Here is a 26,018-nt window from a genome sequence, read left to right on the forward strand (position 1 = left end):
GGCTCTAGTTCACAGGGCGAGCACGGCGGCGGCCATCGCGGTCGTGGCGTTCAGGTCCCTCATCCACAGTGGCGCAGCAGTTGAGCGGATGCCGGCGGCCGCCAGCGCGGGCAGCGCCGCGGCATCCGTTTCATCGACGAGCCAGGCATCGAGCAGCCCACCTCGATTGCGGGAGCCGTAGTGCAGTCCGACGCCGAGGGCGCTCGTTTCGACTCCGATCGTGCGCAGGCAGGCATCGGCCATACCGCGCACGGCCGCGCCGCCGATGATCGGGGATACCCCGACCACTCGGGCGGTCGTGGAACGCAGGGCGTCGCGAACGCCGGGCACGGCCAGAATTGTGCCGATCGACACGACCGGGTTTGAGGGCGGAAGCACGATGAGGTCGGCCGTTCGGATGGCTTCACGCACGCCGGGGGCTGCGACCGCTTCGGCCAGCCCGCGCTGCTTGAAACCGGTTACGGCCACCTGCGCCCGGTAACGCACCCACCATTCCTCAAAATGAATATAGTCACCGGCTGCGTGCTCATCTACATTCTCAGCGAGGCATACGTGAGTCTCGACGGGTTGGTCGCTCATCGGCAGCAGCCGCACTCCGGGCTGCCAGCGTTGGCAAAGAAACGCGGTCGCTTCGCTCAGGGTCGACCCATTTCGCAGCAGATCGGTACGCACGATGTGCGTGGCGAGGTCGAGATCGCCGAGCGTGAACCACGACCAGCCCCGGCCGTAGGCGGCGATCTCCGAGGAAGTCCGCCGGGTTTCCTCGGGACGGCCCCATCCCTGTTCCTCATTGATGCCGCCGCCGAGGGTGTACATGACGGTATCGAGGTCGGGGCAGATACGCAGCCCGTCGAGCCACATGTCGTCGCCGGTGTTCACGATCACCGTCACGGCTGCGTCGGGGGCGGCTGCGGCGAGGTGGGCCAGTAGCCCGCGGGTGAAGCGCGCACCGCCGACGCCGCCGGCCAGTACGGTCACGTTCCTCATGAGTTGCCTTTCGACGTGGCGGCGGAATACACGATGACTGGGTGCCCGCCGCGCGGGTGTTGCAAAATGAAGCAGTCCACGCCGTAGACGGCGCCGATGATCTCGGGGGTGAGCACCTCGTCGGGGGTGCCCGTTGCTACGAGCCGGCCGCCATCGAGTAGCAGAAGCTGGTCGCAGTACGCCGACGCGAGGTTGAGGTCGTGTAGGGCCATGATCGCCGTCACTGCGAGCTCACGCACCTGCCCCAGCAGAGCGAGTTGGGCGCTGACGTCGAGGTGGTTGGTCGGTTCGTCGAGCAGCAGCAGGCTCGGCTGCTGCGCCATGGCCCGGGCAATCTGCACGCGCTGCTGCTGCCCGCCGCTCAGGGTCTGCCAGTACCGGTCGGCCAACGGCGCCGCGCCGACGGCGTCGAGTGCGCTGAAGGCGACGGCGCGGTCGTCGTCACCGCCGAACGATCCCATCAGCTTGGTGCGGTGGGGGATGCGGCCGAGTAGCACGACGTCGAGCACGGTCAGTTCCACGCTGGGCGCCGCATTCTGTTCGAGCAGCGCGATACGGCGGGCCGCTTCGCGCCGGGACAACGACCCGACCGAGGCGCCGTCGAGGGTGACGGTGCCGGTATCCGCTTTGTCGATGCCGGCAATCAGCCGCAGCAGGGTGGATTTGCCGGCACCGTTCGGCCCGAGCAGACCGGTGACGCTGCCGGTGGGCAGTGACGCCGAGACGTCCCGCAGTATTCTGGTGTCGTCGATGGCGAACGACAGCTGGTCGAGGTCTACGCCCATAGGTGCGACTTCTTTCTCTTGATCAGCAGAATGAAGACCGGCACGCCAATGAACGCGGTGATGATGCCCACCGGAAGTTCGCGCGGATCGAACACCGTGCGTGCGAGCGTGTCGGCGATGACCAGAAACAGCGCGCCGCAGACCGCTACCAGCGGCAGGAGCCGGCGGTGCCCCGGGCCGCTGACGCCGCGCACGAGGTGGGGCAGAATAAGCCCGACGAATCCGATCGACCCGCTGACGGCCACCATCGCGCCGGTCAGCAGCGCGACCGATCCGAGCAGCGCCCAGCGGGTGCGGTTCACGTCGATGCCCAGGCTTGCCGCCGAGGTGTCACCGAAGGCAAAGGCGTCCAGCCGGGTCGCGGACAGCAGGATGCCCGTGCCCACGACGGCCACGGCCGTCGCGGCGATCGCAACGCTCTGCCAGGTGGCGCCGGCCACCGAGCCGAGCAGCCAGTTGAGGATCTCGCGGTAGGAGTCGCCCTTGGCGGCCCAGAAGATGATGAATGACGTCAGGGCGCCGGCGAGCTGCGCGATGGCGAGCCCCGCCAATACGGCTCGCACCGGGGTGATAGTGCCGCCGACCTTGGCGATGCTCAGTGTCGCTACGAGGGCGAGTAGAGCGCCGGCAAAAGCCGCCGCCGGCAGAAAAAAGCCGATTCCGAGAATCACAACGCAGACCGCGCCGACGGATGCCCCGCTCGAAAGCCCGAGCAGGTACGGGTCGGCGAGGGGGTTGCGCGTCACGCTCTGCATCACGGCGCCGCTCAGCGCAAGGCCGGCGCCGACTAGCGCAGCCGTGAGAACGCGCGGCAGTCGCAGCTGCCAGACGATCGAGTCGATGAGGATCGGAACCGGTTCCGTCGCGAAGCCGAGGTGGGCGCCGATGCTGCCCATGACCTGTGCAAAGGACACTGCGGCCGGCCCAATGGTCACCGCCACCCCGCACCCCAGAATCAAAGTGATGGTGGCCGCGAGAAGCCACCCGAGGTATCTGCTCCGGGTCACCGCAGTTCCCGACTGGACCAGATCACTCGTTCAGGTCGGCTAGCTGGGTGATCGCGGAGGACGCCGCTTCTACATTGCGGATACCGGCCTCGGTCGAGGCAAACGGCAGGATGATGTAGCGCTGGTTCTTCACGGCATCGAGTACCTGGGTGGCCGGGTCCGATTCGAGGTGGGCGATCTTCGAGGCGGCCGTGTTCCACGTGGCGTCGACCAGCACAATGACGCTCGGGTTGGCCTCGATGACCGATTCCCAGCCCACCGAGGTCCAGGTGTCGCTCACGTCAGCGAAGATATTGCTCAGGCCGGCGGCCTGCATGATCATTTCCGGCGAGCCGATGCCGGCGCCGACGTAGGGCGTGGTGGTGCCGCTGGAGTACCAGAGAGCGGAGGTGTCCGTGGAGGTCGGTTCGAGCGCAGCCAATTCGTCCTTCAGGGCGTTGACCAGGTCGGCAGCGACGGGCGCTGCCCCAAAGATTGCGCCGGTCTCCTCAATTTCGGTGAACACGGTGTCGAAGGTGAGGGGGTTCGGCATCCGCTCGCCTTTGCAGGCCGCGGGGGAGACGTAGGTGCTTACGCCGAGCGCCGTGAGGGCGTCACGTTCTCCCGCACCGTCCGCAGCGAAGTTGGATTCCCAGCCCCCGTAGATGAAGTCGGGGTTGAGCGCGAGCACGGCCTCCTGACCCGGCAGGAAGTCGCTGATCACGTTGAGGTCGGCGCCTGTCGTTTCGAGCGACTCTGGCAGCGGGCCGTCGAGAAAGGCTGAACCCACGATGCGGTCACCGACGCCGAGGGCCAGTAGCAGTTCGGTCGCCGACGATTTGATCGACACGATGCGTTCGGGGGCGGCCGTGACGGTAACGCTCGTGCCGCAATTGTCGACCGTGATCGGGTAGTTCGCGCTGGCTGCCGGCGCGTCAGTGCTGGTGGCGGCGGGGGCGACCGTGGCGGCGCATCCGCTGAGCAACAGGGATGCGGCGGCCAGCGCGGCGAGGCGCACGACAATTCGTGGCATGGGGTTTCTTTCGACTCTGTGCGGCCCCATGCTCCAGGCAAATCAGGCGCAAACTGGCACGCTGTTGGTGACACAGCAGTAGTGGACCTCAGCCCAAATCCAGGCCAGCAGAACCGGTCAAAGCAAACCGGTGGTCTGCCTCAACCCTAGGCCCCCGGCAGGGCTACGACCAGCGCGCAGCGACCGGGTGCACAGCGGCATCACGCGGATGCGCCGCGGCGAAGAGGGCCTCGGCTACAGGTCGTATGTCGTCGGGCAGGGCGCCGCCGGTCATTCGAATGAACTCGGGGCCACCGGTGTTCGCCAGAAAAGGCGAGCCACCGGCCACGCGAATGCCCGACGCGGTGAGACGCACCATGGCGTCACGTTCGCTTGGCACCGGCAGCCAGAAGCCGAGACTCATGTCGGGGGCGATGCTGATTTCGGCGGAATGGTCGCCTTCGATCACGATGGTGTCTGCGCTCGCCGCAGCCGTGCGCAGCAGCCGGGCCAGTTCTTCGGCCCGATGCGCCGTCATCGACGCTCCGGTGGGGTTTTGCGCGCGCGGCTGCAACAGCACAACCGCCGGGCCGAGCTCCAGTGCTGCAGCGAAGCCGGCCGGCAGCCACGTGGGCGCGGTGTCCTGCACGAAGGTGCCGCCGCGTCCGCGTGACGTGATCAGGCCGACCGCAGAAAGCGCCTGCCAGGCGTGACTGACCGTGGCGGGGCTCACGCCGAGCTCGCCGGCCAGCACTCGAACGGTGGGCAATCGGTCGCCCGGTGCGAGCCGACCGGAGGCAATCAGCCGGCCGATGGCCGCGGCAATCCCTGCGGGGAGCGCTGCTCGATCTCGCCGATAAAGTCCTGCATTGCCCTTGCCTCCGGGTGCCCTGGCCGACAGGATAACTAATGCGTGCGATACACAGAAAAACACATTTGAAATGTTTACGTCAATGAATAACAACACGAACAGCGCGGTTCGTCTTGCCCCTTGACTAACGAAAGCAAGTGGAGGGCACAGCATGAGTGTGGACAGTGGAAACATCGTTCGAACAGCGATCACCCAGGCGACCTGGACCGGCGACGAAGAATCCATGATCCAAAAGCACGAGGGTTTCGTGCGTACCGCGGCCGCCCAGGGTGTACAGGTCATCTGCTTTCAGGAACTCTTTCATGGCCCCTATTTCGGCATCGTGCAGGACGCCAAATACTACGACTACGCTCAGGCTGTGCCGGGCCCTATCGTCGAGCGCTTTCAAAAGCTCGCCGCCGAATTCACGATGGTCATCGTCGTGCCGATATACGAAGAAGAACAGCCCGGTGTGCTCTACAACACCGCAGCGGTCATCGACGCCGACGGAACCTACCTCGGCAAATACCGTAAGCACCACATCCCTCACCTGCCGCAGTTCTGGGAAAAGTTCTACTTTCGCCCCGGCAACACCGACTACCCGGTCTTCGACACGAAGTACGGCAAGATCGGCGTCTACATCTGCTACGACCGCCACTTTCCCGAGGGCTGGCGCGCACTCGGCTTGAACGGCGCCGAGATCGTATTCAACCCCTCGGCCACCAAGCCCGGCCTGTCCAACCGCCTGTGGGAGCTCGAACAGCCGGCCGCCGCCGTGGCCAACCAGTACTTCATCGGCGCCAACAATCGCATCGGCAACGAAGAGGCCGAGTTCGGCGCTGAGGCCGTGACGTTCTACGGCAGCTCCTACTTCGTCGACCCCACGGGCAACTACGTGGGCGCGATCGCGTCCACTGACATCGAGGAGATCGTCGTGCGCGACCTCGACCTCGGCGTGATCCGTGAGGTGCGCAACTCCTGGCAGTTCTACCGCGACCGCCGCCCCGACTCCTACGAGACGCTCGTCGCGCCCTAGCTGCCATTGATTAGAGCGGATGCTATGAAGACTTTGATCAAGAATGGCACCGTGGTCAACGCCACGGGACGAGGGCTCGCCGATGTGCTGATCGACGGTGAGAAAATCGCCGCGGTGCTCGCGCCGGGCGCGAACCTGCTCGGCTTCGATGTGGCGGCCAATGTCGACCGCGTCATCGACGCCGGCGGCAAGTACGTCATTCCGGGGGGCATCGACGCCCACACCCACATGGAGATGCCGTTCGGCGGCACCCAGGCCAGCGACACCTTTGAAACCGGCACACGCGCCGCCGCCTGGGGCGGCACCACGAGCATCGTCGATTTCGTCGTGCAGTATGCCGGCGAGAGTGTGCTTGAGCGCTACGCCGCCTGGCAAGAGAAGGCCTCCGGCGAGTGTGCCATCGACTATGGTTTTCACCAGATTCTCTCCGACGTGCAGGACAGCTCCCTCACCGCTATGGACGAGCTCGTGAACGAGGGCGTCTCGAGCTTCAAACTGTTCATGGCCTACAAGGGCGTGTTCCTCAGCGACGATGGCCAGATCGTCAAGGCCATGCAGCGGGCCGCCCAGAACGGCAGCATGATCATGATGCACGCCGAGAACGGCAGCGTCATCGACCTGCTCGTGCAGCAGGCGGTCGCTGCCGGCAATACGGGTCCGCTCTACCACGGGCTCACCCGACCCTGGCAGGCCGAGGAAGAAGCCACGCACCGGGCGATCATGCTCGCCGACCTCACCGGGGCACCCCTTTATATAGTGCACGTCTCAGCCAAGCAGGCCGTAGCCCAAATCGCGTCGGCCAGGGACAATGGTCAGAACGTGTTCGGCGAGACCTGCCCGCAGTACCTCTACCTCTCGCTCGAGGACAACCTGGCTGCCGAGAGCGACGAGTGGGGTCGTTTCGAGGGAGCCAAGTGGGTCTGCTCCACACCGCTGCGCGCCAAGGCCGAGGGGCACCAGCACCACATGTGGCAGAGCCTGCGCACCAACGATATCCAGATGGTCTCCACCGACCACTGCCCATTTTGCATGCAGGGTCAGAAAGACCTGGGACTGACCGACTTCTCCAAGATTCCCAATGGCATCGGCTCGGTCGAACACCGCATGGACCTCCTGTACCAAGGCGTCGTCGATGGCAAGATCTCGCTCGAACGCTGGGTCGAGGTGTGCTCAACCACCCCGGCGCGCATGTTCGGCATGTACGGCCAGAAGGGTGTCATCGCGCCCGGCGCTGACGGCGACGTGGTGATCTACGACCCGAACGGGCACACGTCCATCGGTGTGGGAAAGTCACACCACATGAACATGGACTATTCCGCCTGGGAGGGTTACGAGATCGACGGCCACGTCGACACCGTGATCTCCCGCGGCAAGGTCATCATCGACGATTCCGCCTACCTCGGCACCAAGGGCGACGGTCGTTTCATCAAGCGCGGCCTGAGCCAGTATTTGATCTAGTGACAGTCTGATCTGAGGCGATGACATGGATTTTGGAGCAGTGTTACAGACCAACCCGCCGTCGGCGCGCACCGTGCAACTGGCCAAACTGGCCGAGGCACACGGTTTCAGCCACGTCTGGACCTTCGACTCGCACCTGCTCTGGCAGGAACCCTATGTGATCCACAGCCGTATCCTGGCCGAGACCAGCAGGATCATCGTCGGTCCCATGGTCACCAACCCGGCCACCCGCGACTGGACGGTTACGGCGTCGACCTATGCGACCCTCAACGAGATGTACGGAAACCGCACCATCTGCGGCATCGGCCGCGGAGACTCGGCCGTGCGCACCACCAATGGCACCCCGACCACACTGAAGACCCTGCGCGAGTCGATCCACGTCATTCGGGAGCTCGCCAACTCCCGCCCGGTCGAATACAACGGCGCCACGGTGCAGTTTCCGTGGAGCCGCGGCTCCAGCCTCGACGTGTGGGTCGCCGCTTACGGTCCGCTCGCGCTCAAGCTCGCCGGAGAGGTCGGCGACGGCTTCATCCTGCAGATGGCCGACCTCGATGTCGCCGAGTGGATGATAGCCAGCGTGCGCACCGCCGCCTCCAACGCCGGCCGGGACCCCCTGTCGATCAAGTTCTGCGTTGCCGCCCCCGCCTACATCGGAGAAGACTGGGAGCACATGCGCAACCAGTGCCGCTGGTTCGGCGGCATGGTCGGCAACCATGTGGCCGACATCGTGGCCAAGTATGGCGTCGATTCGACCGTGCCGAAGGCGCTCACCGACTACATCAAGGACCGTGAGGGCTACGACTACAACCAGCACGGCAAGGCCGGCAATGAGCACGCCGCTTTCGTGCCGGACGAGATCGTCGACCGGTTCTGCCTGCTCGGCACCGCAAAAAACCACATCGAGAAGCTCGAGGCGCTCAAAGAACTCGGTGTCGACCAGTTTGCCGGGTACCTGCAGCACGACAATAAAGAAGAAACGATGCGCGTCTACGGCGAGACCGTGATTCCGGGCCTGACCGACACCATTACGGCCAGAAAATAGCATTCTTCATCTCCACCACCAAGACAGAAAGCCAGCGATATACGTGACTGACACCAGCACCAAAAGCCTCAATACGCACACCAGCGAACTCGACCGCGCGCACGTTTTCCACTCCTGGTCGGCGCAGGCGGCGCTGAAGCCGCTCGTCATCGCCGGCGGGCTCGGCTGCCGCGTCTGGGATCACGACGGACGAACCTATCTCGATTTCTCCAGTCAGCTGGTGAACGTGAATATCGGCCACCAGCATCCGGCTGTCGTGAAAGCCATCACCGAGCAGGCCGCCCTGCTGACGACCATCGCGCCGTCCACCGCCAACCTCACCCGCGGTGAAGCGGCCAGGCGCATCACCGACCGTGCCCCGGCCGGGTTCAACAAGGTCTTCTTCACCAGCGGCGGAGCGGATGCCAATGAGAACGCCATACGCATGGCCCGCCTCCACACCGGCCGCGACAAGGTGCTCTCGCTCTACAAGTCGTACCACGGCAACACCGGGGCGGCCATCGTCGCCACCGGCGACTGGCGCCGCATGCACAACGAGTATTCGCGCGGCCACGTGCACTTCTTCGGCCCGTTCCTGTATCGCAGCGAATTCTGGGCGGCCAGCGAGGCCGAGGAATGCGCGCGTGCCCTGCACCACCTCGAACGCGTCATCCAGAGCGAGGGCGTCGCCTCGATCGCCGCCATTCTGCTCGAGTCCATTCCCGGCACCGCCGGCATCATGATGCCGCCGGCCGGTTACCTGCCCGGTGTGCGCGCGCTCTGCGACAAGTACGGCATCATGCTCATCCTCGACGAGGTCATGTGCGGCTTCGGCCGTACCGGCCACTGGTTCGCGTTTCAAGCGTACGACGTCGTGCCCGACCTGATCACCTTTGCGAAGGGTGTCAACTCCGGTTATATACCCACCGGTGGTGTGATCATCTCCGATGCCATCGCGGATACCTTCGACGAGACGGTCTTTCCCGGCGGGCTCACCTACAGTGGGCATCCGCTCGCCATGGCGTCGATCGTCGGCGCGCTCGACGCGATGGAGGCCGAGGGCATCGTCGAGAACGCCGCCCGCATCGGCCGCGACGTGCTCGAGCCGGGCCTGAAGGCGCTGCAGGCGAAACACCCGATTATCGGCGAAGTGCGCGGTGTCGGCGTCTTCTGGGCGCTCGAACTTGTGGCTGACCCGGCGACCCGAGAGCCGGTGAGTGCCGCCGTCATGACCCGGGTGAAGGGCGAACTGCTCGGCCGCGGCCTGCTGTCGTTCCTCGTGGAGAACCGCATCCATGTTGTGCCGCCCTGCGTCGTCACCGATGCCGAGGTGGCTGAAGCGCTCGCCATCTATGACGAGGTTCTCAGCCTCGCCCTGCTTTCCTAACCGATCCACGGAAAGGCTCAACCATGACCGACGTCCCCACCATTTCGCACTACATCAACGGCGCAGCAGCCGTCGGTACCTCTTCGCGCACCGCGCCGGTGTTCAACCCGGCCACCGGCACAGTCGCCAAGAACGTGTTGCTCGCGAGCACTCGCGACCTCGATACCGCCGTCGCGGTCGCCCAGGCGGCCTACCCGGCCTGGCGCGATACGAGCCAGGCCCGTCGGCAGAGCATCATGTACAACTTTCGCGAGCTGCTCAATGCGCGCAAGGGTGACCTGGCCGACATTCTCACCGCCGAACACGGCAAGGTGACCTCAGACGCGCTCGGCGAGATCATTCGCGGGCTCGAGGTCGTCGAATTCGCGCTCGGCATGCCGCACCTGTCCAAGGGCGAGTATTCCGAGAACGTCTCGACCGGCGTCGACGTCTACACGCTGCGCCAGCCGCTCGGCGTCGTGGGCATAATCAGCCCGTTCAACTTTCCGGCGATGGTGCCGCTCTGGTATTTTCCGATCGCCATCGCGGCCGGCAACACTGTCGTGCTCAAGCCGAGCGAGAAAGACCCATCCGCGGCGAACTGGCTCGCCGCACTGTTCACCGAAGCCGGGTTGCCCGCGGGAGTGCTCAACGTCGTGCACGGTGACAAAGAAGCGGTCGACGCTCTGCTCGTGCACCCCGACGTGCAGGCGATTTCCTTCGTCGGCTCGACGCCCATCGCCCGTTACATCTACGAGACGGCGGCCAAGCACGGCAAACGTGTGCAGTCCCTCGGCGGCGCGAAGAACCACATGCTCGTGCTGCCAGACGCCGATCTCGACCTCACAGCGGATGCCGCCGTCAACGCCGGTTTCGGATCCGCCGGTGAGCGCTGCATGGCCATCAGCGTCATCGTGGCTGTCGAGCCAGTCGCCGACGACCTCATCGCGAAGATCGCCGAACGGGTCAAGGGCCTCACGGTCGGAGACGGCACCCGCGGCTGCGACATGGGCCCGCTGATCACGAAGGTGCACCGCGACAAGGTCGCCGGGTACATCGACATCGCCCAGAATGACGGAGCTGACGTCGTCATCGACGGTCGGGATATCACAGTTGACGGTGACCCCAACGGTTTCTGGCTCGGCCCGACCCTGTTCGACAAGGTCAGCGTCGACTCCGCCGTCTACCTCGACGAGATTTTCGGACCCGTGCTGTCGATCGTGCGCGTGGCGACATACCAGGAGGGCCTCGACCTGATCAACGCCAGCCAGTACGGAAACGGCACCGCGATCTTCACCAACGACGGCGGCGCCGCTCGCCGGTTTCAGAACGAGGTGCAGGTGGGCATGATCGGCATCAACGTGCCCATTCCCGTGCCGGTCGCGTACCACTCCTTCGGAGGCTGGAAGAACTCGCTGTTCGGTGACGCCAAGGCTTACGGCCCCGCCGGGGTCAACTTCTTCACGCGCGAGAAGGCCGTGACGAGCCGTTGGCTCGACCCAAGCCACGGCGGTATCAACCTGGGCTTCCCGCAGAACCAGTAACGCTGAGGTAGCCGACCTACTTCACCGTGTGAGACTGTTGCACCTGCAACGCTTGGGCTCGAAGGGCGTCAAGTACGGTGCGCACCGCTAGGCGCTCCGCTCGGTCGGGGCGCATGAGCGCCACGATCTGGCGCTGGGATTCGATGCCCCGCAGGGGCTTCAACACGAGTCGGCCCGGCTGGCCCCCGCTGGAGGTATAGCGCGGTACGAGGGCGATGCCGAGCCCGGCAATCACAAACGACTCGATCAAGGCGAGGTCGGCAAAGCGCTGCGCCATTGACAAGTGAGCGCCGGCTTCCTGCTCGATCGCGTGCAGAATACGCTCGAACGGGTAACCGTCGCTCACCCCGATCCAGGTCTCCCCGATGAGGTCGCTCGGGCGCACCCAGGCGCGATCAGCAAGCGGATGCCCCACCGGCAGCCCCACATCCAGCGGCTCGGTCATCAGCGGAACGACCGTGGGGCCCCGCCCGGCCCAGGACAGTTGCCCGCTCATCGAGTGGGCCAGCACAATGTCATACTCGGCGGTGAGGGCGGGAAAGTCGCTCAGTTCGGGATCTTCGTCGGCGCAGTTGAGTACGAGCCCGGGCCCCAGGTCTTTAATGACCCCGGGCAATAGCATCTGACCGGCCGTTGGAAAGGTGACGAGGCTCACTTCGCCGGTGGCGTTGTTGCGAAATTCGTCCCAGAGCGCGGTCGCCTTCGCGAGCGACACCGCGACATCCGTTGCACTGCGAGCCAGGGCGCGGCCAGCATCGGTGAGTACGAGGCCACGCCCGTGCCGCTGGGTGAGCGGCAGGCCGGCTTCGCGCTCGAGCACCTTGAGTTGCTGGGAGACGGCCGAGGGTGTGCGGTGCGTGGCGAGGGCGACGGCCGTGATGCTGCCGCGGTCGGCGAGTTCACGGAGCAGTTCCAGTCGCTGCACGTCCATGTAGCTAGTCTAAATAATCCATGCAGAAAAAAGCGATTGTGCTGCACGGTCAGGGGTGGTCAAATAAGAGAGTCTTACACGAGCAGTGTCGCCTCCGTGCCGGGCCAGTCAACTTCTTGTGAAAGGCACCTCGTGTTCATTCTCCTCGCCATCGTGCTCGTTGCCGTTGCTTCAATCATTGCCCTCGTCATCGAGGTGCACCGCGACGGCTACCGCCAAGTCGAGCGTCGCAACCTCGTGCGCATCTTCTAGCACGGGGCGCCGGCTGGGCATGCCCTAAACTGAGATTTGTGACTGATACACGGCAGAAACTCATCGACTTCATCTCGGCCGAGGCCGTTTTTCACGGAGATTTCGTTCTCACCAGCGGTAAGAAGGCCACGTATTACGTGGATCTGCGCAGGGTGAGCCTCGACCACCGGGTTGCCCCGTTGATCGGGCAGGTCATGCTCGACCTCATCAAGGATGTTCCGGATGTGGTTGCCGTTGGAGGCATGACCATGGGCGCCGACCCGATCGCCGCTGCGGTCCTGCACCAGGGTGCCGCCCGCGGCGCGACCTATGACGCGTTCGTCGTGCGCAAGGAGCCCAAGGACCACGGTCGCGGCCGCCAGGTTGAGGGACCCGACCTCGCCGGCAAGCGTGTGATCGTGCTCGAAGACACCTCGACCACCGGTGGCTCTCCCCTCGCCGCCATCGAAGCCCTTCTCAAGGTCGGTGCCGAGATTGCTGGCGTCGCCGTCGTGGTCGACCGCAACACCGGTGCCCGCGAAGTGATCGAGGCTGCCGGCTACCCTTACTTCGCCGCGATCTCCCTTGAGGACCTGGGGCTCAACTAGTGCCACCAGACGACGACGAGCGGGGAATCGACTGGCTCGCGTCGCAATTGGGGCAAAGCTCCGAAGACTCAGCTCACGATGACTCAGCTCACGATGACTCAGCTCACGATGACTCAGCTGACGAGATGTCGGTTACTGACGCAGTGGATGCCGCCCCGCTGGTGACCCGGTTCGGCCGCCGCTCCCGTCGCGCCAAGCCGGTGCCGGCGCAACCGGAGGTGTCCGAGCTTCCGGAACCGTCCATCCCGGCAGCGCTGGCGGGATCGGCTCCGGCTGGACCAGCTCCGGCTGGACCAGCACCGGCTGGACCGGCTCCGGCTGGACCGGCTCCGTGGTGGACGACACCGCTGCCGCAACCGGCCGACGCCCCGGTCACGGAGGCGCTGTCCTCTGCGCACTCGGAGTCATCAGACAATGTCGTGTCGGTCGTTGACGTCGGGCACGAAGTTGTCCCGTCCGACGTGGTTGAGCCAGAATTTGCCGCGACGCCCGGTGCCGAGACCGCGCCCGCCCCGGCGTTGAGTGACCGTTTAGCAGAAGCAGAAGCAGAAGCAGAAGCAGAAGCAGAAGCAGAAGCAGAGGCAGAGGCAGAGGCAGCAGCAGCCGAAGCCGACCGGCCGACGGAGATTGTGCCGGTAGCGGGAGTGCTCGCCTCACCAGACGGTACCGAGGCAACCAGCGCCGAGGCGCCGAGCCGCCACCGGTCCAGGAGCAGTGCTCCCGGAAGCACGCAGGCCGCTTTGGTCTGGGCCGTCGTCGGATTACTCGCACTCATCGTGCTCGCGGGATTGTTCTATCTCGGCCAGCGGCTGGTCGCGAGCCCGGTGGCGGCGCCGGCACCGACCCAATCCGCGACGCCGACACCAACGCCGACCCCCACACCAACGCCGACCCCGGAGATCACGGCGGCGCAGCCTGCCGGGGTAAACGAGTGGAACACCCTGTTCGGTGGCGAGTGCCTCGAACCGTACGAGTCCCCGTGGGCGGAGGACTTCACGGTCTTCGATTGTGCAGCCGCACACACGGCCCAGCTGGTATATCGCGGCAATTTTGGCGGCGATGCGACCACAGCCTTTCCGGGGGAGGCCGCGTTGGCCGCCCAGATCAACCTGCTCTGCACGGCGCCCGGCATCCTCGACTTGAACGCGGCCGGCGCCTACCCGACGCTGCAGATGCAGGGGAGCTATCCGATCAGCGAAGAACAATGGACCGATGAGCCGCGCTACTACTACTGCTTCGCGAGCAGCGCCGCGGCTGAGCCGCTCACGGCGAGCATCATGGGCGCCGGTCCGACCGCCTGAAGCCGGCGCGAGCTTGGCGCACAGACGGATCGCTCGACAACCGGCGGGGAGGAGTTAGCTAGATCTCGTCACTTTCGATCGGATCAGTCGAGAGCAGCTCGTGCACGCCGGCCACGATCTCGTCGGGACGAAACGGGTACCGGTTGATCTCGGCCGCGTCGCTGATGCCGGTCATCACGAGAATCGTGTGCAGCCCGGCCTCGATGCCGGCAACGATGTCGGTGTCCATGCGGTCACCGATCATGCCTGTGTTCTCGGAGTGCGCACCGATCTTGTTCATCGCCGAGCGGAACATCATCGGGTTGGGCTTGCCGACGACGTAGGGCTCCATGCCGGTGGCCTTGGTGATCAGCGCCGAAATAGCGCCGGTCGCCGGCATCGGGCCGTCCTTGCTCGGTCCGGTCGCATCCGGGTTGGTCGAGATGAACCGCGCTCCGCCGAGGATCAGCCGGATCGCCTTGGTGATCGCCTCGAACGAATAGTTGCGGGTCTCGCCGACCACCACATAGTCGGGGTTGGTCTCGGTCATGATGAACCCGGCCTCGTGCAGCGCTGTCGTGATGCCGACCTCCCCGATCACGAACGCCGTGCCGTTGGAGACCTGAGACTTCAGAAAGTCTGCTGTTGCGAGGGCGGAGGTCCAGATACGGTCCTCGGGCACGTTGAGCCCGCTTGCGCGCAGCCGGGCGCTCAGATCGCGCGGCGTGAAAATAGAGTTATTGGTGAGCACCAGAAACGGCGTGCCCGCGTCGGTCCACTGCTGCAGCAGCTCGGCCGCCCCCGGGAGGGCTTGGTTCTCGTGCACGAGCACACCGTCCATGTCGGTGAGCCAGCATTCGATTTCGTCGCGTCGTGCCATCAGGCGCTCCTTTTCGTCGTCTTCAGCCTAGCCTCGCCAAGTTTCACCACGGTAACCGGCAGTACACAAATAAGCGGATGCCGCACTCACTCAGGCGGTCACCCAGATCGACGATGCCGCAGCCGTCGTCAGCAGCCGGTTCTGGCCATCCGCTAGAACGATGGTCAGCGCCGCTGCCAGAGTGAACTCGGTGCCGGGTCCGATCAGATCGGCGGCGAGTTCGCGCAGCACGGCCGGGTCGCGGTCGCTGATGCGCAATACGGTGCCCGTATACCCGACCGTGACCCCCGCCAGCAGCACGGCCGGCGGTCGAAGCACGGTGCCATCGGCGAACGGAATCGGATCGCCGTGCGGATCGTGCGCCGGAAACCCGAGCCGCGCATTGATGGCCTCGAGCAACCGGTCCGAGATAGAGTGCTCGAGAATCTCGGCCTCGTCGTGCACCTGGTCCCAGTCGTAGCCCATCTCGCCGACCAGCCAGGTCTCGATCAGGCGATGCCGCCGCACGACGGCGGTGGCGCGCAGCCGGCCGGCATCCGTCAGCGCCAGCGGACCGTAGGGAACGTGGGTGATGAGCCCGCTTGCGGCGAGCTTCTTCACCATTTCCGTGACGGATGACGGTGCCAACCCCAGCCGTAGGGCGAGCGCCGAGGGAGTGATCAGGTCGGGCTGCCACTCGGTGTGGGCATAGATGGTTTTGAGGTAGTCCTCGGCCGCGCCGGTCGTGTGCGTCATGTCTATTTCAGGCTACCGGTCAAGCCCCGGTGAAAACGAGTACGAGCAGCACGACGTTCAGACTGACGAGGGCGAGGGCACAGACGACCCCGGCGGCGGTCGTGAACCAGCGGTTGGTGAAGGTGCCGAGGAGGCCATGCTGCGCGGTGAGCCAGACCAGCGGAATCAGGGCGAACGGAATACCAAAGGACAAAACCACCTGGCTGAGCACGAGCGCCTGGGTCGGGTCGAACCCCACACCGAGAATGAACAGCGCCGGAATCAGCGTGACCAATCGGCGCAACAGTAGAGGGATGCGCACGTGCAGCAGGCCGTGCATGATCTCGGCTCCGGCGTAGGCACCAACCGAGGTCGAGGCCAGGCCCGAGGCGAGCAGCCCGATAGCGAACGTTGTCGCAATCGCTGGCCCGAGCGTGTCTTTCAGGGCGGCGTAGGCCCCTTGCAGGGTGTCGGTTCCGTCCACACCCTGCAAAGCGGATGCCGCCAACAGCAAGATCGCCAGGTTCACCGTTCCGGCGATCGCCATGGCAATCGTGACGTCCCACTTCGTGGCCCAGAGCAGGCGGCGAGTAGCGACGACGCCTTGCCATTCTGGAAACCGGTCGCGGGCGAGCGACGAATGCGCGTAGATGGCGTGCGGCATGATCGTGGCGCCCAAGATCGATGCGGCGAGCAGTACCGAGTTGGAGCCCTCGAACCGCGGTACCAGTCCGGAGAGCACCCCGCCGGCCTCGGGCGGCGAGAAGAACACACCAGCGGTGAAACCCACGGTGATGATGAGCATGAGCGCGATGATGACGCGTTCGAAAATGCGGGGGCCGCGACGAGTGTGCACCATGAGCACGATCATCGAAACCGTGCCGGTGATCACGCCGCCCCAGATTAGCGGCAGGTTGAACAAGAGGTTGAGCGCAACGGCACCGCCGATGATCTCGGCCAGGTCGGTGGCCATGGCGACCAGTTCGGCCTGAATCCAGTACAGGCGCCGCGCCGTGGGCCGCTTCATGCGCACCCCGAGAATCTCGGGCAGGCTCGCCCCGGTGACAATGCCGAGTTTGGCGGACAGATATTGGATGAGCCAGGCCATGACGTTGCCGGCCACGACCACCCAGACCAGCAGATAGCCGTAGCGGGCACCGGCGGTCATATTGCTCGCGACGTTTCCCGGGTCGAGGTAGGCGACCCCGGCAACGAGAGCCGGGCCCAGAAGCCAGAGCAGCCGGCTGGAGGCGACCGTAGTCGGAGCTTGGGAGAGCAGGCGATCGGTAGCGGCAGCATCCGTTTTAGTCATGCCGAAACCATAGCTAGACTTTCGGCGAACCGAAAGCCCAAATGTGAGGGCTGTGGGCAGGTTACGGTTAAGTAGTGACCGAGCCAGCCGCCCCAACCTTCGCCGCCGACAACTCCACGCCCGAGCGATCCACCTACGGCGTCGGCCCGTGGCCGGGGGAGTGGCCGAGCGAGGAGCGCTACGACGCCGACCTGCTCGAGCACGGTGACACCCGCAACGTGATCGACCGCTACCGCTACTGGAACATGGCGGCGATCGTGGCTGACCTGGACGAGCACCGGCATCCGTTTCACGTAGCCATTGAGAACTGGCAGCACGACATGAACATCGGCTCCATCGTGCGCAGCGCCAACGCGTTCGGCGCCGACACCGTGCACATCATCGGGCGTAAACGGTGGAATAAACGCGGCGCCATGGTCACCGACCGCTACCAACACGTTTTGCACCACAGTGATGTCGCTGCCTTCGTCGGATGGTGTGCCACTGAATCGCTGCCGGTGATCGCTATCGACAACGTGCCCGGCAGTGTCATCATCGAGACCTTCACCTTTCCCGAACGCTGCGTTCTGCTGTTCGGCCAGGAAGGCCCCGGACTGTCGGATGAGGCTATCGCCGCCGCTGATTCCATCGTCGAAATAAGCCAGTTCGGGTCGACCCGGTCGATCAACGCTTCGGCCGCCGCGGCCGTCACCATGCATTCCTGGGTGGTTCAGAACCGGTTCTGACCTTTTCTGCATTCGGTGACGGTTTGGGGCTAGCGTGACGGTATGACTGCGATCACTGACGATCTTCCCGCCCGGCTCCTTCACGAAGAAAACGCCGGCTGGCAGGCTATCCTGGGTGGGCAGGGCGGCGCGTACTATCAGCGCGAAATGACCGACGACGCCCTGATGATCGTGCCCGGCGCCGTCATCACTCGCGACCAGGTCACCGCATACTTCGACCAGGCGGCTCCGTGGGAGAGCTACGGCATTCACGAACCCGCCATCATCCGCCTCGGTGAGCACGCCGGTGTCGTCGTCTACAAGGCGATCGCCCGCCGGGGCGAGGTGGTCGCCGAGTTGAACATGTCGACGACCTACCTGTTCGTGAACGGCGGCTGGCGCGTCGCAGCCCGGCAGCAAAGCCCGGCCTAGCGTTTTCGGCCCACCGGGCCCGTCGCCGGGGTGAGGGCACCTGGGCCTTGGTAGGATTCAGTGTGACTGGCGACAATTTGATTTCTGAGCCCGAGACCCTTCTTCCCGCGGAACCGGAGGTGCTCGCGGCCCTGCGCCGAACCGCGAGGAGCGAGATCGCCGCGGTAGCGCAGGTGCACCCGACCTCTCCGCTGGCCTGGGCTGAACTGGCCGATGCCACCCACGCTGAGGGTCGACTCCTGGAGTCGTACGCCTACGCCCGGGTCGGCTACCACCGCGGACTCGATGCCCTGCGCAAGGCCGGCTGGCGCGGCCACGGTCCTATTCCGTGGCGCCATGAACCCAACCGCGGCGTGCTGCGCGCCCTGTTCGCGTTGCGCCGGGGCGCCGAAGAAATCGGTGAGTCCGACGAGGTCTCCCGCCTGACGGCTTTTCTGACGGATGCCGATGCGAGCGCTATTTCCATCATCGCCACCCTGTACACCGGCAGCCCGGGCTTCGACCCGGCGCCGCCCACCGAAGCTTTCGTTATTCGAGGAGAAGACTAGATGCCCGCGATCGTACTCATCGGAGCCCAATGGGGCGACGAGGGCAAGGGTAAGGCCACCGACCTGCTCGGCAGCCGGGTCGACTATGTCGTCAAGTTCAACGGCGGCAACAACGCCGGCCACACCGTCGTCGTCGGCGACGAGAAGTACGCGCTGCACCTGCTGCCGTCGGGCATCCTGAGCCCCGGAGTCACCCCGGTCATCGCCAACGGCGTCGTCGTCGACGTTGAGGTGTTGTTTGAAGAGCTCGATGCATTGTCGGAGCGCGGCGTCGATGTCTCGCGGCTCAAGGTCAGCCTCAACGCGCACGTCATCACCGCATACCACCGCACCCTCGACAAGGTCACCGAGCGTTTTCTCGGCAAGCGCCAGATCGGTACCACCGGGCGCGGTATCGGCCCCGCCTACGCTGACAAGATCAACCGTGTCGGCATCCGCGTACAAGACCTGTTTGACGAGAACATTCTGCGCCAAAAAGTGGAGGGTGCCCTCGACCAGAAGAATCACATGCTGGTCAAGGTCTACAACCGTCGCGCCATCGAGGTCGAGGAGATCGTCACCGAACTGCTCAGCTACGCTGAACGCCTGCGCCCCATGGTCATCGACACCGCCCTGCTCCTGCACCAGGCCTTGAATGCCGGCAAGACCGTATTGTTCGAAGGTGGCCAGGCCACCATGCTCGACGTCGACCATGGCACGTACCCTTTTGTCACGTCATCGAACGCTACCTCGGGCGGTGCCGTCACCGGTTCGGGTATCGCTCCGAACCGCATCGATCGGGTCATCGCCGTCGTCAAGGCTTACACGACCCGCGTGGGCAGCGGTCCGTTCCCCACCGAACTGTTCGACGAGTCGGGCGATTACCTGCGCGCTAACGGGTTCGAGTTCGGCACCACCACCGGGCGCCCGCGCCGTTGTGGCTGGTACGACGCTCCGATCGCCCGCTACACCGCGCGCATCAATGGCGTCACCGACTTCGTGCTGACCAAGCTCGATGTGCTCACCGGTCTGGCCGAGATCCCGGTCTGCGTGGCGTACTCGGTTGATGGTGTGCGCGTCGACGAAGTGCCGGTCTCGCAGAGCGACTTTCACCACGCCGTTCCGATTTACGAGAACTTCCCCGGCTGGACCGAGGACATCACCGGCGTGCGCACGTTTGACAAGCTGCCGCAGGCCGCGCAGAACTATGTACTCGCGCTCGAGAGCATGAGCGGATCGCGCATTTCGGCGATCGGCGTCGGCCCCGATCGTGAAGCCATCGTGGTGCGTCACGACCTGATCGACTAGATCTGAATCGCCAACCGGGCCCGTAATGTGCCCGGTTGGCGCGGTAAGTGAAAATTCCTCACTTTGACCTGTCACACTAGTCGTGTGAGCGCCGTGAGACCCCATTCCCTGACCCTGACCGGTCGTTTTGTGCAGCTTCAACCGCTCGGCAGCGCGGTGTTGCCCGACCTGGCGCGCGCTATCGCGCACCCCGAAGTGTTCGCGGCCGGTTACGGTGGCGGCCCGGCCGCCTTGCAGCGCGATGTTGACGGCTTCATCAAGTGGGCGCACGATTACTTTCAGTGGGAGGCCCTGCCCTACGTGATCAGACTGCTCGGCGGCCCGAACGACGGTGACGTCGTTGGAACGACTACCCTCGGCGACATCGACGTCGTCAAGGAAGCCATCCACCTCGGCTGGACCGCCTACGACCCGCGCGTCTGGGGCACCCCTGTCAATGCCGAAACCAAACTGCTCGTGCTCGGTACAGCTTTCGACAATGGCTTCGGCCGGGTCAAGATTCAGGCGGATGCCCGCAACGAGCGTTCCCGCACCGCCATCCTGGGTATCGGCGCCACGTTCGAGGGCATCGTGCGCCGTGATTGCCCGCGGGCCGACGGCACCTGGCGGGACAGCGCCGTCTACTCGATCCTCGCTGACGAATGGCCGGCCGTGCGCGCCGGGCTGAAAGCTCGCCTCGACGCCTTCGTGGGCCGGTTCGTGACCTATCGCGACCTGCGTCCCGCCGGGGCGAGCGGCACAATCCTGGGCGGCGGGCCACGCGGCGGCTTTGGTCAGGCCGCCGGGAATGCGCCGGATGCGCCTAATGCGCCTGATACGCCGGATGCCGAGCGCAACGCCGGAGCTGACGCGTCTTCGTAGGAAAGCGGCATCGGTTCCTGTCAGTGGATGATGATTCTGGTGGCGAAGTCAGGAAAACCTGGTGGTCAGGCGCCTGCGTCCCCAAACCCAGCGACTTTCCGGCGGCCCGCCGGTTGGATTTTCTGAATCGGCTCCGGCCAGGGCGCGCCGGTGTGAGCATCCGCTGCCATTGTTCGGCGCTTGTGAGACGTTGAGCCCCGCCGGGCCCGTGCTGGTCCGTGGCCGCTATAGGCTCGGGGAGTGCCCTCGACGACTGCCGCCAGTAAAAGCCTCATCGCGCTGCAGTTTCTTGGCATGGGAGTGATCTGGGGCTCGAGCTTTCTCTTCATGAAGGTTGCGCTCGATGGCGTCAGCTTCGGGCAGATCGCATGGTCGCGACTCGTGCTCGGCGGGCTGACCCTCGGGCTGATCGTGCTCGTGACCCGTCCGCGCATCAGGAGCGGGCCGGTGCTGCCGCGGGAGGGCGTGGTCTGGCTACATTTTCTGGTCATCGCGATCAGCGGATGCGTGATTCCGCACCTGCTCTTCGCCTGGGCCGAACAATACGTCTCATCGAGCCTGGCGAGCATCTATAACGCGGTCACCCCGATCATGACGGCGTTGATGGCGACGCTCGCCTTTCGAGTGGAGAAACTCGTGCGCGCGCAGGTCGCGGGCGTCGTGGTCGGCATCGTCGGTGTGGTCGTGATCATCGGCCCGTGGCAGTATTCCTCGCTCACGGGCGATCTCTGGGGCCAGCTTGCCTGCCTTGGCGCGGCCGTCTGCTACGGCTTCACCTTCGGCTACACCCGCCGGTTTCTAAGTGGGCGGCCGATCGCGGCATCGACGTTCGCTTTTCTGAACATCGGCATTGCCGGCGGCATCATGCTGCTTCTGACGCCGGCGCTGGCCTGGAGCCCGGTGGCGCTGACCGTGCCGATCGTGCTGTGCCTGTTTGCGCTCGGTGCGCTCGGCACCGGCCTGGCCTACATCTGGAACATCAACGTGTTGCGCGCCTGGGGTCCGACCAATGCGTCTACGGTGACCTACGTGACGCCCGTGGTCGGCGTGGCGTTGGGGGTGCTCGTGCTCGCGGAAACATTCTCCTGGCACGAGCCAACCGGGGCGCTGTTGGTGCTGCTTGGCATACTCCTGACGCAGAAACGATTGCGGCTGCGGTCCTTCGGGGCGCGCAGCCGGGCGGCGGCGGCATCCGCTTGACCGCGTGGCCATGCATTATCGTAAAAGGATGGCCGTACACGAGGAATCACCCGCCGACGCCGACGCGGCTGCGACGCTGCAGCTGCACAGTATTCGCGAGAGCATCGACAACATTGACGCCGCGCTCATTCACCTGCTGGCCGAGCGGTTCAAGTTCACCCAGCAGGTCGGGCGGCTCAAGGCGGCCCACGGGCTGCCGGCCGCCGACCCGGCACGTGAACTCATGCAGATCGACCGCCTGCGCGGCCTCGCCGAGGACGCCCATCTCGACCCGGCCTTCGCCGAGAAGTTTCTCAACTTCATCATCGCCGAGGTGATCCACCACCACGTTCGAATCGCCGGCGGCGAGCTGGTGGAGCCGGGGCGCTCTGCCGGGTCGGAACCAGCATCATCGCCGACTTCAGCGTCGTAGCCGGGTGAGCTGGAACCCGAGTTCGCTGCCAGACCAGTCCGGCAAGACCTTCGTCGTGACCGGCGCCAACGCCGGACTCGGTTACTTCACGAGCGAGCAGCTCGCCGGCACCGGTGCCCACGTTGTGCTCGCCTGCCGCAACCTCGCCAAAGCGGATGCCGCGGCGGCGGCCATCCGCGCCCGCGTCCCGGGGGCATCCGTTTCTGTGTTGCAGCTCGACGTGGCGGACCTACAGTCCGTTCGAAGCGTGAGCGAGACCTTGCGCGCACTGCCGCGCCTCGACGGTCTGATTCTCAACGCCGGAATCGTGCATCCGTCCAGGGACCGCCAGGTGAGCCTCGATGGCAACGAGTTGATCTTCGCCACGAATTTTCTCGGGCACTTCGCGCTCACCGCCGGCAGCCTCATGGCACTCCGCCGCACACCCGGTAGCCGGGTGGTGTCGCTCGGTTCATTGATCTCCCGGCTGATGGACTCCTCGCTCGACGACCTGCAGCTGGCGACCACGTACAACGGGTGGAAAGCCTACGCGCAGTCCAAGATTGCCATGCAGGTGTTCGGGTTTGAGCTCGACCGGCGCCTGCGGGCCAATGGTGCCGGAATGGTGCAGTCGTTGGTGGCGCATCCGGGATATTCCATTTCGGGGCTGACCCCTGGCATCCGTTCGATCAATGAGGTGTCGCGCGGCAAACGGGTGATCGACGGCCTGCAAACCGTGATCGGAGCCCAGGGCAAGCACCGCGGCGCCTGGTCGACCGTGCGCGCGGCTATCGACCCGGATGCCCAGGGCGGCGACTACTTCGGCCCGCGCCTGCTCACCCGCGGCGCCCCGACCCGCCAGTCGGCCACACGAACCTCCCGCGACCGTGCGGTGGCCGCCCGCCTCTGGGAGCGAGCCGAGACCCTGATCGACGAACCGTTCCTCTAACCATTTCCATCTGCTCCACCTGCCTCTCGGCGCATAACTCCTGCAATTTGCGCGCCGATGATGACAGTGCCGCGTGTTTCCGGGACCGAGCTTAGTGCGCTGCAGAAATTGCAGGAGTTATGCGCGGGTCGACGCCTCGAAAACCGGGGAGGGTCAGGCGAAGGCGGCGGGGAGGGGGGCGCGGTGTCGATTGTGCATCTCGGGCAGCGAGGCCGAGAAGACGTCCTGAATCTCGAGGGCGTGTAGCGTGGCGTCGGTCACGCCGATGCGCAGCACCGGAATGTAGCGACCGGCACACAGGCCGAGAAACTTCACGTCGTCTTCGCGCGGCACGCTTACGATGACGCGACCGGCCGACTCGGAGAACAGGGCAGTGGATGCATCCACCCCGTCGCGATCCAGAATGTCGCCGAGCCAGACCCGGGCGCCCACACCGAAACGCATCACGGCTTCGGCGAGGGCCTGGGCGAGTCCACCCTCGCTGAGGTCGTGGGCGCTGTCGATGAGGGCTTCCTTCGACGCGGCGTGCAGCAGTCCGGCGAGGGCCTTCTCCCGGCCGAGATCCACGACCGGCGGACGACCACCGAGGTGGTTGTGCACGACACCGGCCCAGGCCGAGCCGTCGAGTTCGAGGCGGGTGTCACCGAGCAAGTAGATGTTGTGCCCGTCGTCCTGCCAGCCGCTCGGAATGCGGCGGGCGACGTTGTCGATCACGCCGAGCACGGCCACGACCGGGGTGGGGTGAATCGGCTGGTCGCCGGTCTGGTTGTAGAACGAGACGTTGCCGCCGGTGACGGGAATCTCGAGCTCCAGGCATCCGTCGGCGAGGGCCGTGACGGCCTCACGGAACTGCCACATGACCTCGGGGTTCTCGGGGGAGCCAAAATTGAGGCAGTCGCTGACGCCGGCCGGGATCGCGCCGGTCGTGGCGACGTTGCGGTAGGCCTCGGCAAGGGCGAGTTGCGCGCCGCGGTAGGGGTCGAGCTGGCAGTAACGGCCGTTCGCGTCGGTGGCGATCGCGAAACCGAGTCCGCTTTCTTCGTCGACGCGGATCATGCCGCCGTCGTCGGGAAAAGCCAGCGCCGTGTTGCCCTGCACGTAGTGGTCGTACTGGTCGGTGATCCAGCTCGGGTCGGCGAGGTTGGGCGAGCCGAGCAGGTCGAGAAACTGCTCGCGCAGGGTCTCGCCGTCGAGCGCGCGCGGCAGCACGGAGGCAGTGTCGGCCTGCAGGGCGTCGATCCAGGTCGGGTAGGCGAGCGGACGCTCGTAGACCGGGCCGTCCACGGCAACGGTGCGCGGCAGAACGTTGACGATTTCTTCGCCGTGCCAGTTGATGATCAACCGGCCGGTATCGGTGACCTCGCCGAGAACGCTGGTCTCTACGTCCCACTTCTTGGTGACGGCGAGAAAGCCCTCGAGCTTTTCGGGCGTGACGATCGCCATCATGCGCTCCTGGCTCTCGCTCATGAGAATCTCTTCGGCGGTGAGCGTGGGGTCGCGCAGCAGCACCTTCTCGAGTTCGATGAACATGCCACCGTCGCCGTTCGAGGCGAGTTCGCTGGTCGCGCACGAGATGCCCGCAGCCCCGAGGTCCTGGATTCCCTCGACGAGCTTGCCCGCAAACAGTTCGAGGCAGCACTCAATGAGCACCTTCTCGGCGAACGGGTCGCCGACCTGCACCGCGGGGCGCTTGGTGGGGCCGCCGGCGCTGAACGTGTCCGAGGCAAGAATGGATGCCCCGCCGATGCCGTCGCCGCCGGTGCGGGCTCCAAACAACACGACCTGGTTGCCGACGCCGCGGGCGTTGGCGAGGTGCAGGTCTTCGTGGCGCAGCACGCCAACCGAGAGAGCGTTGACGAGCGGGTTGCCCTGGTAGACCCGGTCGAACACGGTTTCGCCACCGATGTTGGGCAGGCCGAGGCAGTTGCCGTAGAAGCTGATGCCCGAGACCACGCCGTGAACGACGCGGGCAGTATCGGGGTCGTTGATGTCGCCGAAGCGGAGGGCATCCATCACGGCGACCGGGCGGGCGCCCATCGAGATGATGTCGCGCACGATGCCGCCGACGCCGGTCGCGGCGCCCTGGAACGGTTCGATATACGAGGGGTGGTTGTGCGATTCGATCTTGAACGTGACCGCCCAGCCCTCGCCGACGTCGAGCACACCGGCATTTTCGCCCATGCCGACCATGAGGTTTTTCTTCATGGCGGGGGTGACTTTGTCGCCGAACTGGCGCAGGTACATCTTTGAGCTTTTGTAGGAGCAGTGCTCGCTCCACATCACCGAGTACATAGCCAGCTCGCCTGACGTTGGGCGGCGGCCCAGAATGTCGCGGATCTTCGCGTACTCGTCGGCTTTGAGTCCGAGCGCCCCGTAGGGCTGCTCCTTTTCGGGCGTCGCAATAGCGTTGGAAACGGTGTCGGCGACGCCGCGGGAAGAGGTTTTGGAAACAGCGGTCACGTGTGGAATTCTCCCCGAGATAGCGGATGCTTGACCCGGCAAGTCTACCGGTCGCCCCGACCCCGCCCGCAGGCGGTGAATTGGCGTGTGTATTTGAGTGGATGAGGTCGTGGTGTCGCCGACACATTGGCTGTCGCGGTCACCCGTGAACCTGGCGGCGCGGATAAGTTCAGTGATTCGGAAGC

General features: G+C 65.3%; 25 protein-coding genes. 15 read left to right on the top strand and 10 right to left on the bottom strand.

Annotated elements, in window-relative coordinates; all coding sequences use genetic code 11:
- Positions 1 to 9: 9 nt before the first annotated feature.
- From cofD to E3T27_RS02460, 5 genes are all read right to left on the bottom strand, one after another.
- Positions 10 to 987 (bottom strand): 2-phospho-L-lactate transferase, encoded by a 978-nt coding sequence (cofD, locus tag E3T27_RS02440; protein ID WP_134571442.1) that lies wholly within the window; start codon positions 985 to 987, stop codon positions 10 to 12.
- A complete protein-coding gene (locus E3T27_RS02445; RefSeq protein WP_134571443.1) occupies positions 984 to 1,772 on the bottom strand; it encodes an ABC transporter ATP-binding protein in 789 nt (262 codons plus the stop codon). The genes cofD and E3T27_RS02445 overlap by 4 nt, the downstream gene beginning before the upstream one ends.
- The gene (locus E3T27_RS02450; RefSeq protein WP_104197361.1) at positions 1,763 to 2,779 is read right to left on the bottom strand and encodes a putative F420-0 ABC transporter permease subunit; all 1,017 of its coding nucleotides are present in this window, start codon (positions 2,777 to 2,779) and stop codon (positions 1,763 to 1,765) included. Before E3T27_RS02450 ends, E3T27_RS02445 begins: the two co-directional genes overlap by 10 nt.
- Positions 2,780 to 2,801: 22 nt before the next feature.
- On the bottom strand, positions 2,802 to 3,791 hold the full coding sequence (locus E3T27_RS02455; protein WP_134571444.1) for a putative F420-0 ABC transporter substrate-binding protein: 990 nt from the start codon (positions 3,789 to 3,791) through the stop codon (positions 2,802 to 2,804).
- Between the two features lie 163 nt (positions 3,792 to 3,954).
- Positions 3,955 to 4,704 carry a GntR family transcriptional regulator gene (locus E3T27_RS02460; RefSeq protein ID WP_241992081.1) on the bottom strand — a complete coding sequence of 250 codons (750 nt, stop codon included), beginning with the start codon at positions 4,702 to 4,704 and terminating at the stop codon, positions 3,955 to 3,957.
- Between the two features lie 88 nt (positions 4,705 to 4,792).
- On the opposite strand from E3T27_RS02460, the gene E3T27_RS02465 reads away from it, so the two are divergent.
- From E3T27_RS02465 to E3T27_RS02485, 5 genes are read left to right on the top strand one after another with little or no spacing between them, the layout of a single operon-like run.
- Positions 4,793 to 5,656, top strand: a complete 864-nt coding sequence (locus tag E3T27_RS02465; protein ID WP_134571446.1) for a nitrilase-related carbon-nitrogen hydrolase — start codon at positions 4,793 to 4,795, stop codon at positions 5,654 to 5,656.
- 24 nt (positions 5,657 to 5,680) lie between these two features.
- On the top strand, positions 5,681 to 7,114 hold the full coding sequence (gene hydA, locus E3T27_RS02470; protein ID WP_134571447.1) for a dihydropyrimidinase: 1,434 nt from the start codon (positions 5,681 to 5,683) through the stop codon (positions 7,112 to 7,114).
- 25 nt (positions 7,115 to 7,139) lie between these two features.
- On the top strand, positions 7,140 to 8,156 hold the full coding sequence (locus E3T27_RS02475; RefSeq protein WP_134571448.1) for a TIGR03842 family LLM class F420-dependent oxidoreductase: 1,017 nt from the start codon (positions 7,140 to 7,142) through the stop codon (positions 8,154 to 8,156).
- A 43-nt stretch (positions 8,157 to 8,199) separates the two neighbouring features.
- Complete coding sequence (locus E3T27_RS02480) at positions 8,200 to 9,522, top strand: aspartate aminotransferase family protein (RefSeq protein ID WP_134571449.1); 1,323 nt, start codon at positions 8,200 to 8,202, stop codon at positions 9,520 to 9,522.
- A gap of 23 nt (positions 9,523 to 9,545) precedes the next feature.
- Positions 9,546 to 11,045, top strand: a complete 1,500-nt coding sequence (locus E3T27_RS02485) for a CoA-acylating methylmalonate-semialdehyde dehydrogenase (RefSeq protein ID WP_134571450.1) — start codon at positions 9,546 to 9,548, stop codon at positions 11,043 to 11,045.
- A gap of 16 nt (positions 11,046 to 11,061) precedes the next feature.
- Here the strand turns inward: E3T27_RS02485 and E3T27_RS02490 are convergent, their stop codons facing one another.
- Entirely contained in the window at positions 11,062 to 11,976 is a 915-nt protein-coding gene (locus tag E3T27_RS02490) for a LysR family transcriptional regulator (protein ID WP_134571451.1), read from the bottom strand.
- 290 nt (positions 11,977 to 12,266) lie between these two features.
- On the opposite strand from E3T27_RS02490, the gene pyrE reads away from it, so the two are divergent.
- The gene (gene pyrE, locus E3T27_RS02495) at positions 12,267 to 12,815 is read left to right on the top strand and encodes an orotate phosphoribosyltransferase (RefSeq protein WP_104128650.1); all 549 of its coding nucleotides are present in this window, start codon (positions 12,267 to 12,269) and stop codon (positions 12,813 to 12,815) included.
- A 125-nt stretch (positions 12,816 to 12,940) separates the two neighbouring features.
- A complete protein-coding gene (locus tag E3T27_RS02500; RefSeq protein WP_134571452.1) occupies positions 12,941 to 14,116 on the top strand; it encodes a hypothetical protein in 1,176 nt (391 codons plus the stop codon).
- Positions 14,117 to 14,174: 58 nt separating this feature from the next.
- Here E3T27_RS02500 and E3T27_RS02505 read toward each other — a convergent pair whose 3' ends face one another.
- From E3T27_RS02505 to E3T27_RS02515, 3 genes are all read right to left on the bottom strand, one after another.
- Complete coding sequence (locus E3T27_RS02505) at positions 14,175 to 14,975, bottom strand: HAD-IIA family hydrolase (protein WP_104197371.1); 801 nt, start codon at positions 14,973 to 14,975, stop codon at positions 14,175 to 14,177.
- Between the two features lie 90 nt (positions 14,976 to 15,065).
- Positions 15,066 to 15,710, bottom strand: coding sequence for a metal-dependent transcriptional regulator (locus E3T27_RS02510; RefSeq protein ID WP_134571453.1), 645 nt, complete (start codon positions 15,708 to 15,710; stop codon positions 15,066 to 15,068).
- Positions 15,711 to 15,729: 19 nt separating this feature from the next.
- Positions 15,730 to 17,001 carry an Nramp family divalent metal transporter gene (locus E3T27_RS02515; protein ID WP_104197373.1) on the bottom strand — a complete coding sequence of 424 codons (1,272 nt, stop codon included), beginning with the start codon at positions 16,999 to 17,001 and terminating at the stop codon, positions 15,730 to 15,732.
- 74 nt (positions 17,002 to 17,075) lie between these two features.
- Between E3T27_RS02515 and E3T27_RS02520 the strand changes: the two genes are divergently transcribed.
- From E3T27_RS02520 to E3T27_RS02555, 8 genes are all read left to right on the top strand, one after another.
- Positions 17,076 to 17,726: a TrmH family RNA methyltransferase gene (locus E3T27_RS02520; protein WP_104197374.1), complete on the top strand. Its 651-nt coding sequence runs from the start codon at positions 17,076 to 17,078 to the stop codon at positions 17,724 to 17,726.
- A 42-nt stretch (positions 17,727 to 17,768) separates the two neighbouring features.
- Positions 17,769 to 18,137, top strand: a complete 369-nt coding sequence (locus E3T27_RS02525) for a nuclear transport factor 2 family protein (protein ID WP_104128644.1) — start codon at positions 17,769 to 17,771, stop codon at positions 18,135 to 18,137.
- 62 nt (positions 18,138 to 18,199) lie between these two features.
- Positions 18,200 to 18,685 carry a DUF3151 domain-containing protein gene (locus tag E3T27_RS02530; protein ID WP_134571454.1) on the top strand — a complete coding sequence of 162 codons (486 nt, stop codon included), beginning with the start codon at positions 18,200 to 18,202 and terminating at the stop codon, positions 18,683 to 18,685.
- Positions 18,686 to 19,972, top strand: coding sequence for an adenylosuccinate synthase (locus tag E3T27_RS02535; RefSeq protein ID WP_104197376.1), 1,287 nt, complete (start codon positions 18,686 to 18,688; stop codon positions 19,970 to 19,972).
- Between the two features lie 84 nt (positions 19,973 to 20,056).
- Positions 20,057 to 20,833, top strand: coding sequence for a GNAT family N-acetyltransferase (locus E3T27_RS02540; RefSeq protein WP_134571455.1), 777 nt, complete (start codon positions 20,057 to 20,059; stop codon positions 20,831 to 20,833).
- Between the two features lie 240 nt (positions 20,834 to 21,073).
- Positions 21,074 to 22,033, top strand: coding sequence for a DMT family transporter (locus E3T27_RS02545; RefSeq protein ID WP_478213403.1), 960 nt, complete (start codon positions 21,074 to 21,076; stop codon positions 22,031 to 22,033).
- Between the two features lie 28 nt (positions 22,034 to 22,061).
- Positions 22,062 to 22,445, top strand: coding sequence for a chorismate mutase (locus tag E3T27_RS02550; protein ID WP_134571456.1), 384 nt, complete (start codon positions 22,062 to 22,064; stop codon positions 22,443 to 22,445).
- A 4-nt stretch (positions 22,446 to 22,449) separates the two neighbouring features.
- Positions 22,450 to 23,373: an SDR family NAD(P)-dependent oxidoreductase gene (locus E3T27_RS02555; RefSeq protein ID WP_134571457.1), complete on the top strand. Its 924-nt coding sequence runs from the start codon at positions 22,450 to 22,452 to the stop codon at positions 23,371 to 23,373.
- 153 nt (positions 23,374 to 23,526) lie between these two features.
- Here the strand turns inward: E3T27_RS02555 and purL are convergent, their stop codons facing one another.
- Positions 23,527 to 25,833: a phosphoribosylformylglycinamidine synthase subunit PurL gene (gene purL, locus E3T27_RS02560; protein ID WP_134571458.1), complete on the bottom strand. Its 2,307-nt coding sequence runs from the start codon at positions 25,831 to 25,833 to the stop codon at positions 23,527 to 23,529.
- Positions 25,834 to 26,018: the final 185 nt, after the last annotated feature.

The sequence above is a fragment of the Cryobacterium lyxosi genome (genome assembly GCF_004403345.1).
In the GTDB taxonomy this organism is placed as follows: Bacteria; Actinomycetota; Actinomycetes; order Actinomycetales; family Microbacteriaceae; genus Cryobacterium; species Cryobacterium lyxosi.

Bases quoted from the DNA above. Each gene is read 5' to 3' on its own strand.
- cofD (WP_134571442.1), bottom strand. From the start codon at position 987: ATGAGGAACGTGACCGTACTGGCCGGCGGCGTCGGCGGTGCGCGCTTC.
- E3T27_RS02445 (WP_134571443.1), bottom strand. From the start codon at position 1,772: ATGGGCGTAGACCTCGACCAGCTGTCGTTCGCCATCGACGACACCAGA.
- E3T27_RS02455 (WP_134571444.1), bottom strand. From the start codon at position 3,791: ATGCCACGAATTGTCGTGCGCCTCGCCGCGCTGGCCGCCGCATCCCTG.
- E3T27_RS02465 (WP_134571446.1), top strand. From the start codon at position 4,793: ATGAGTGTGGACAGTGGAAACATCGTTCGAACAGCGATCACCCAGGCG.
- hydA (WP_134571447.1), top strand. From the start codon at position 5,681: ATGAAGACTTTGATCAAGAATGGCACCGTGGTCAACGCCACGGGACGA.
- E3T27_RS02475 (WP_134571448.1), top strand. From the start codon at position 7,140: ATGGATTTTGGAGCAGTGTTACAGACCAACCCGCCGTCGGCGCGCACC.
- E3T27_RS02485 (WP_134571450.1), top strand. From the start codon at position 9,546: ATGACCGACGTCCCCACCATTTCGCACTACATCAACGGCGCAGCAGCC.
- E3T27_RS02490 (WP_134571451.1), bottom strand. From the start codon at position 11,976: ATGGACGTGCAGCGACTGGAACTGCTCCGTGAACTCGCCGACCGCGGC.
- E3T27_RS02500 (WP_134571452.1), top strand. From the start codon at position 12,941: ATGTCGGTTACTGACGCAGTGGATGCCGCCCCGCTGGTGACCCGGTTC.
- E3T27_RS02505 (WP_104197371.1), bottom strand. From the start codon at position 14,975: ATGGCACGACGCGACGAAATCGAATGCTGGCTCACCGACATGGACGGT.
- E3T27_RS02510 (WP_134571453.1), bottom strand. From the start codon at position 15,710: ATGACGCACACGACCGGCGCGGCCGAGGACTACCTCAAAACCATCTAT.
- E3T27_RS02515 (WP_104197373.1), bottom strand. From the start codon at position 17,001: ATGACTAAAACGGATGCTGCCGCTACCGATCGCCTGCTCTCCCAAGCT.
- E3T27_RS02525 (WP_104128644.1), top strand. From the start codon at position 17,769: ATGACTGCGATCACTGACGATCTTCCCGCCCGGCTCCTTCACGAAGAA.
- E3T27_RS02535 (WP_104197376.1), top strand. From the start codon at position 18,686: ATGCCCGCGATCGTACTCATCGGAGCCCAATGGGGCGACGAGGGCAAG.
- E3T27_RS02550 (WP_134571456.1), top strand. From the start codon at position 22,062: ATGGCCGTACACGAGGAATCACCCGCCGACGCCGACGCGGCTGCGACG.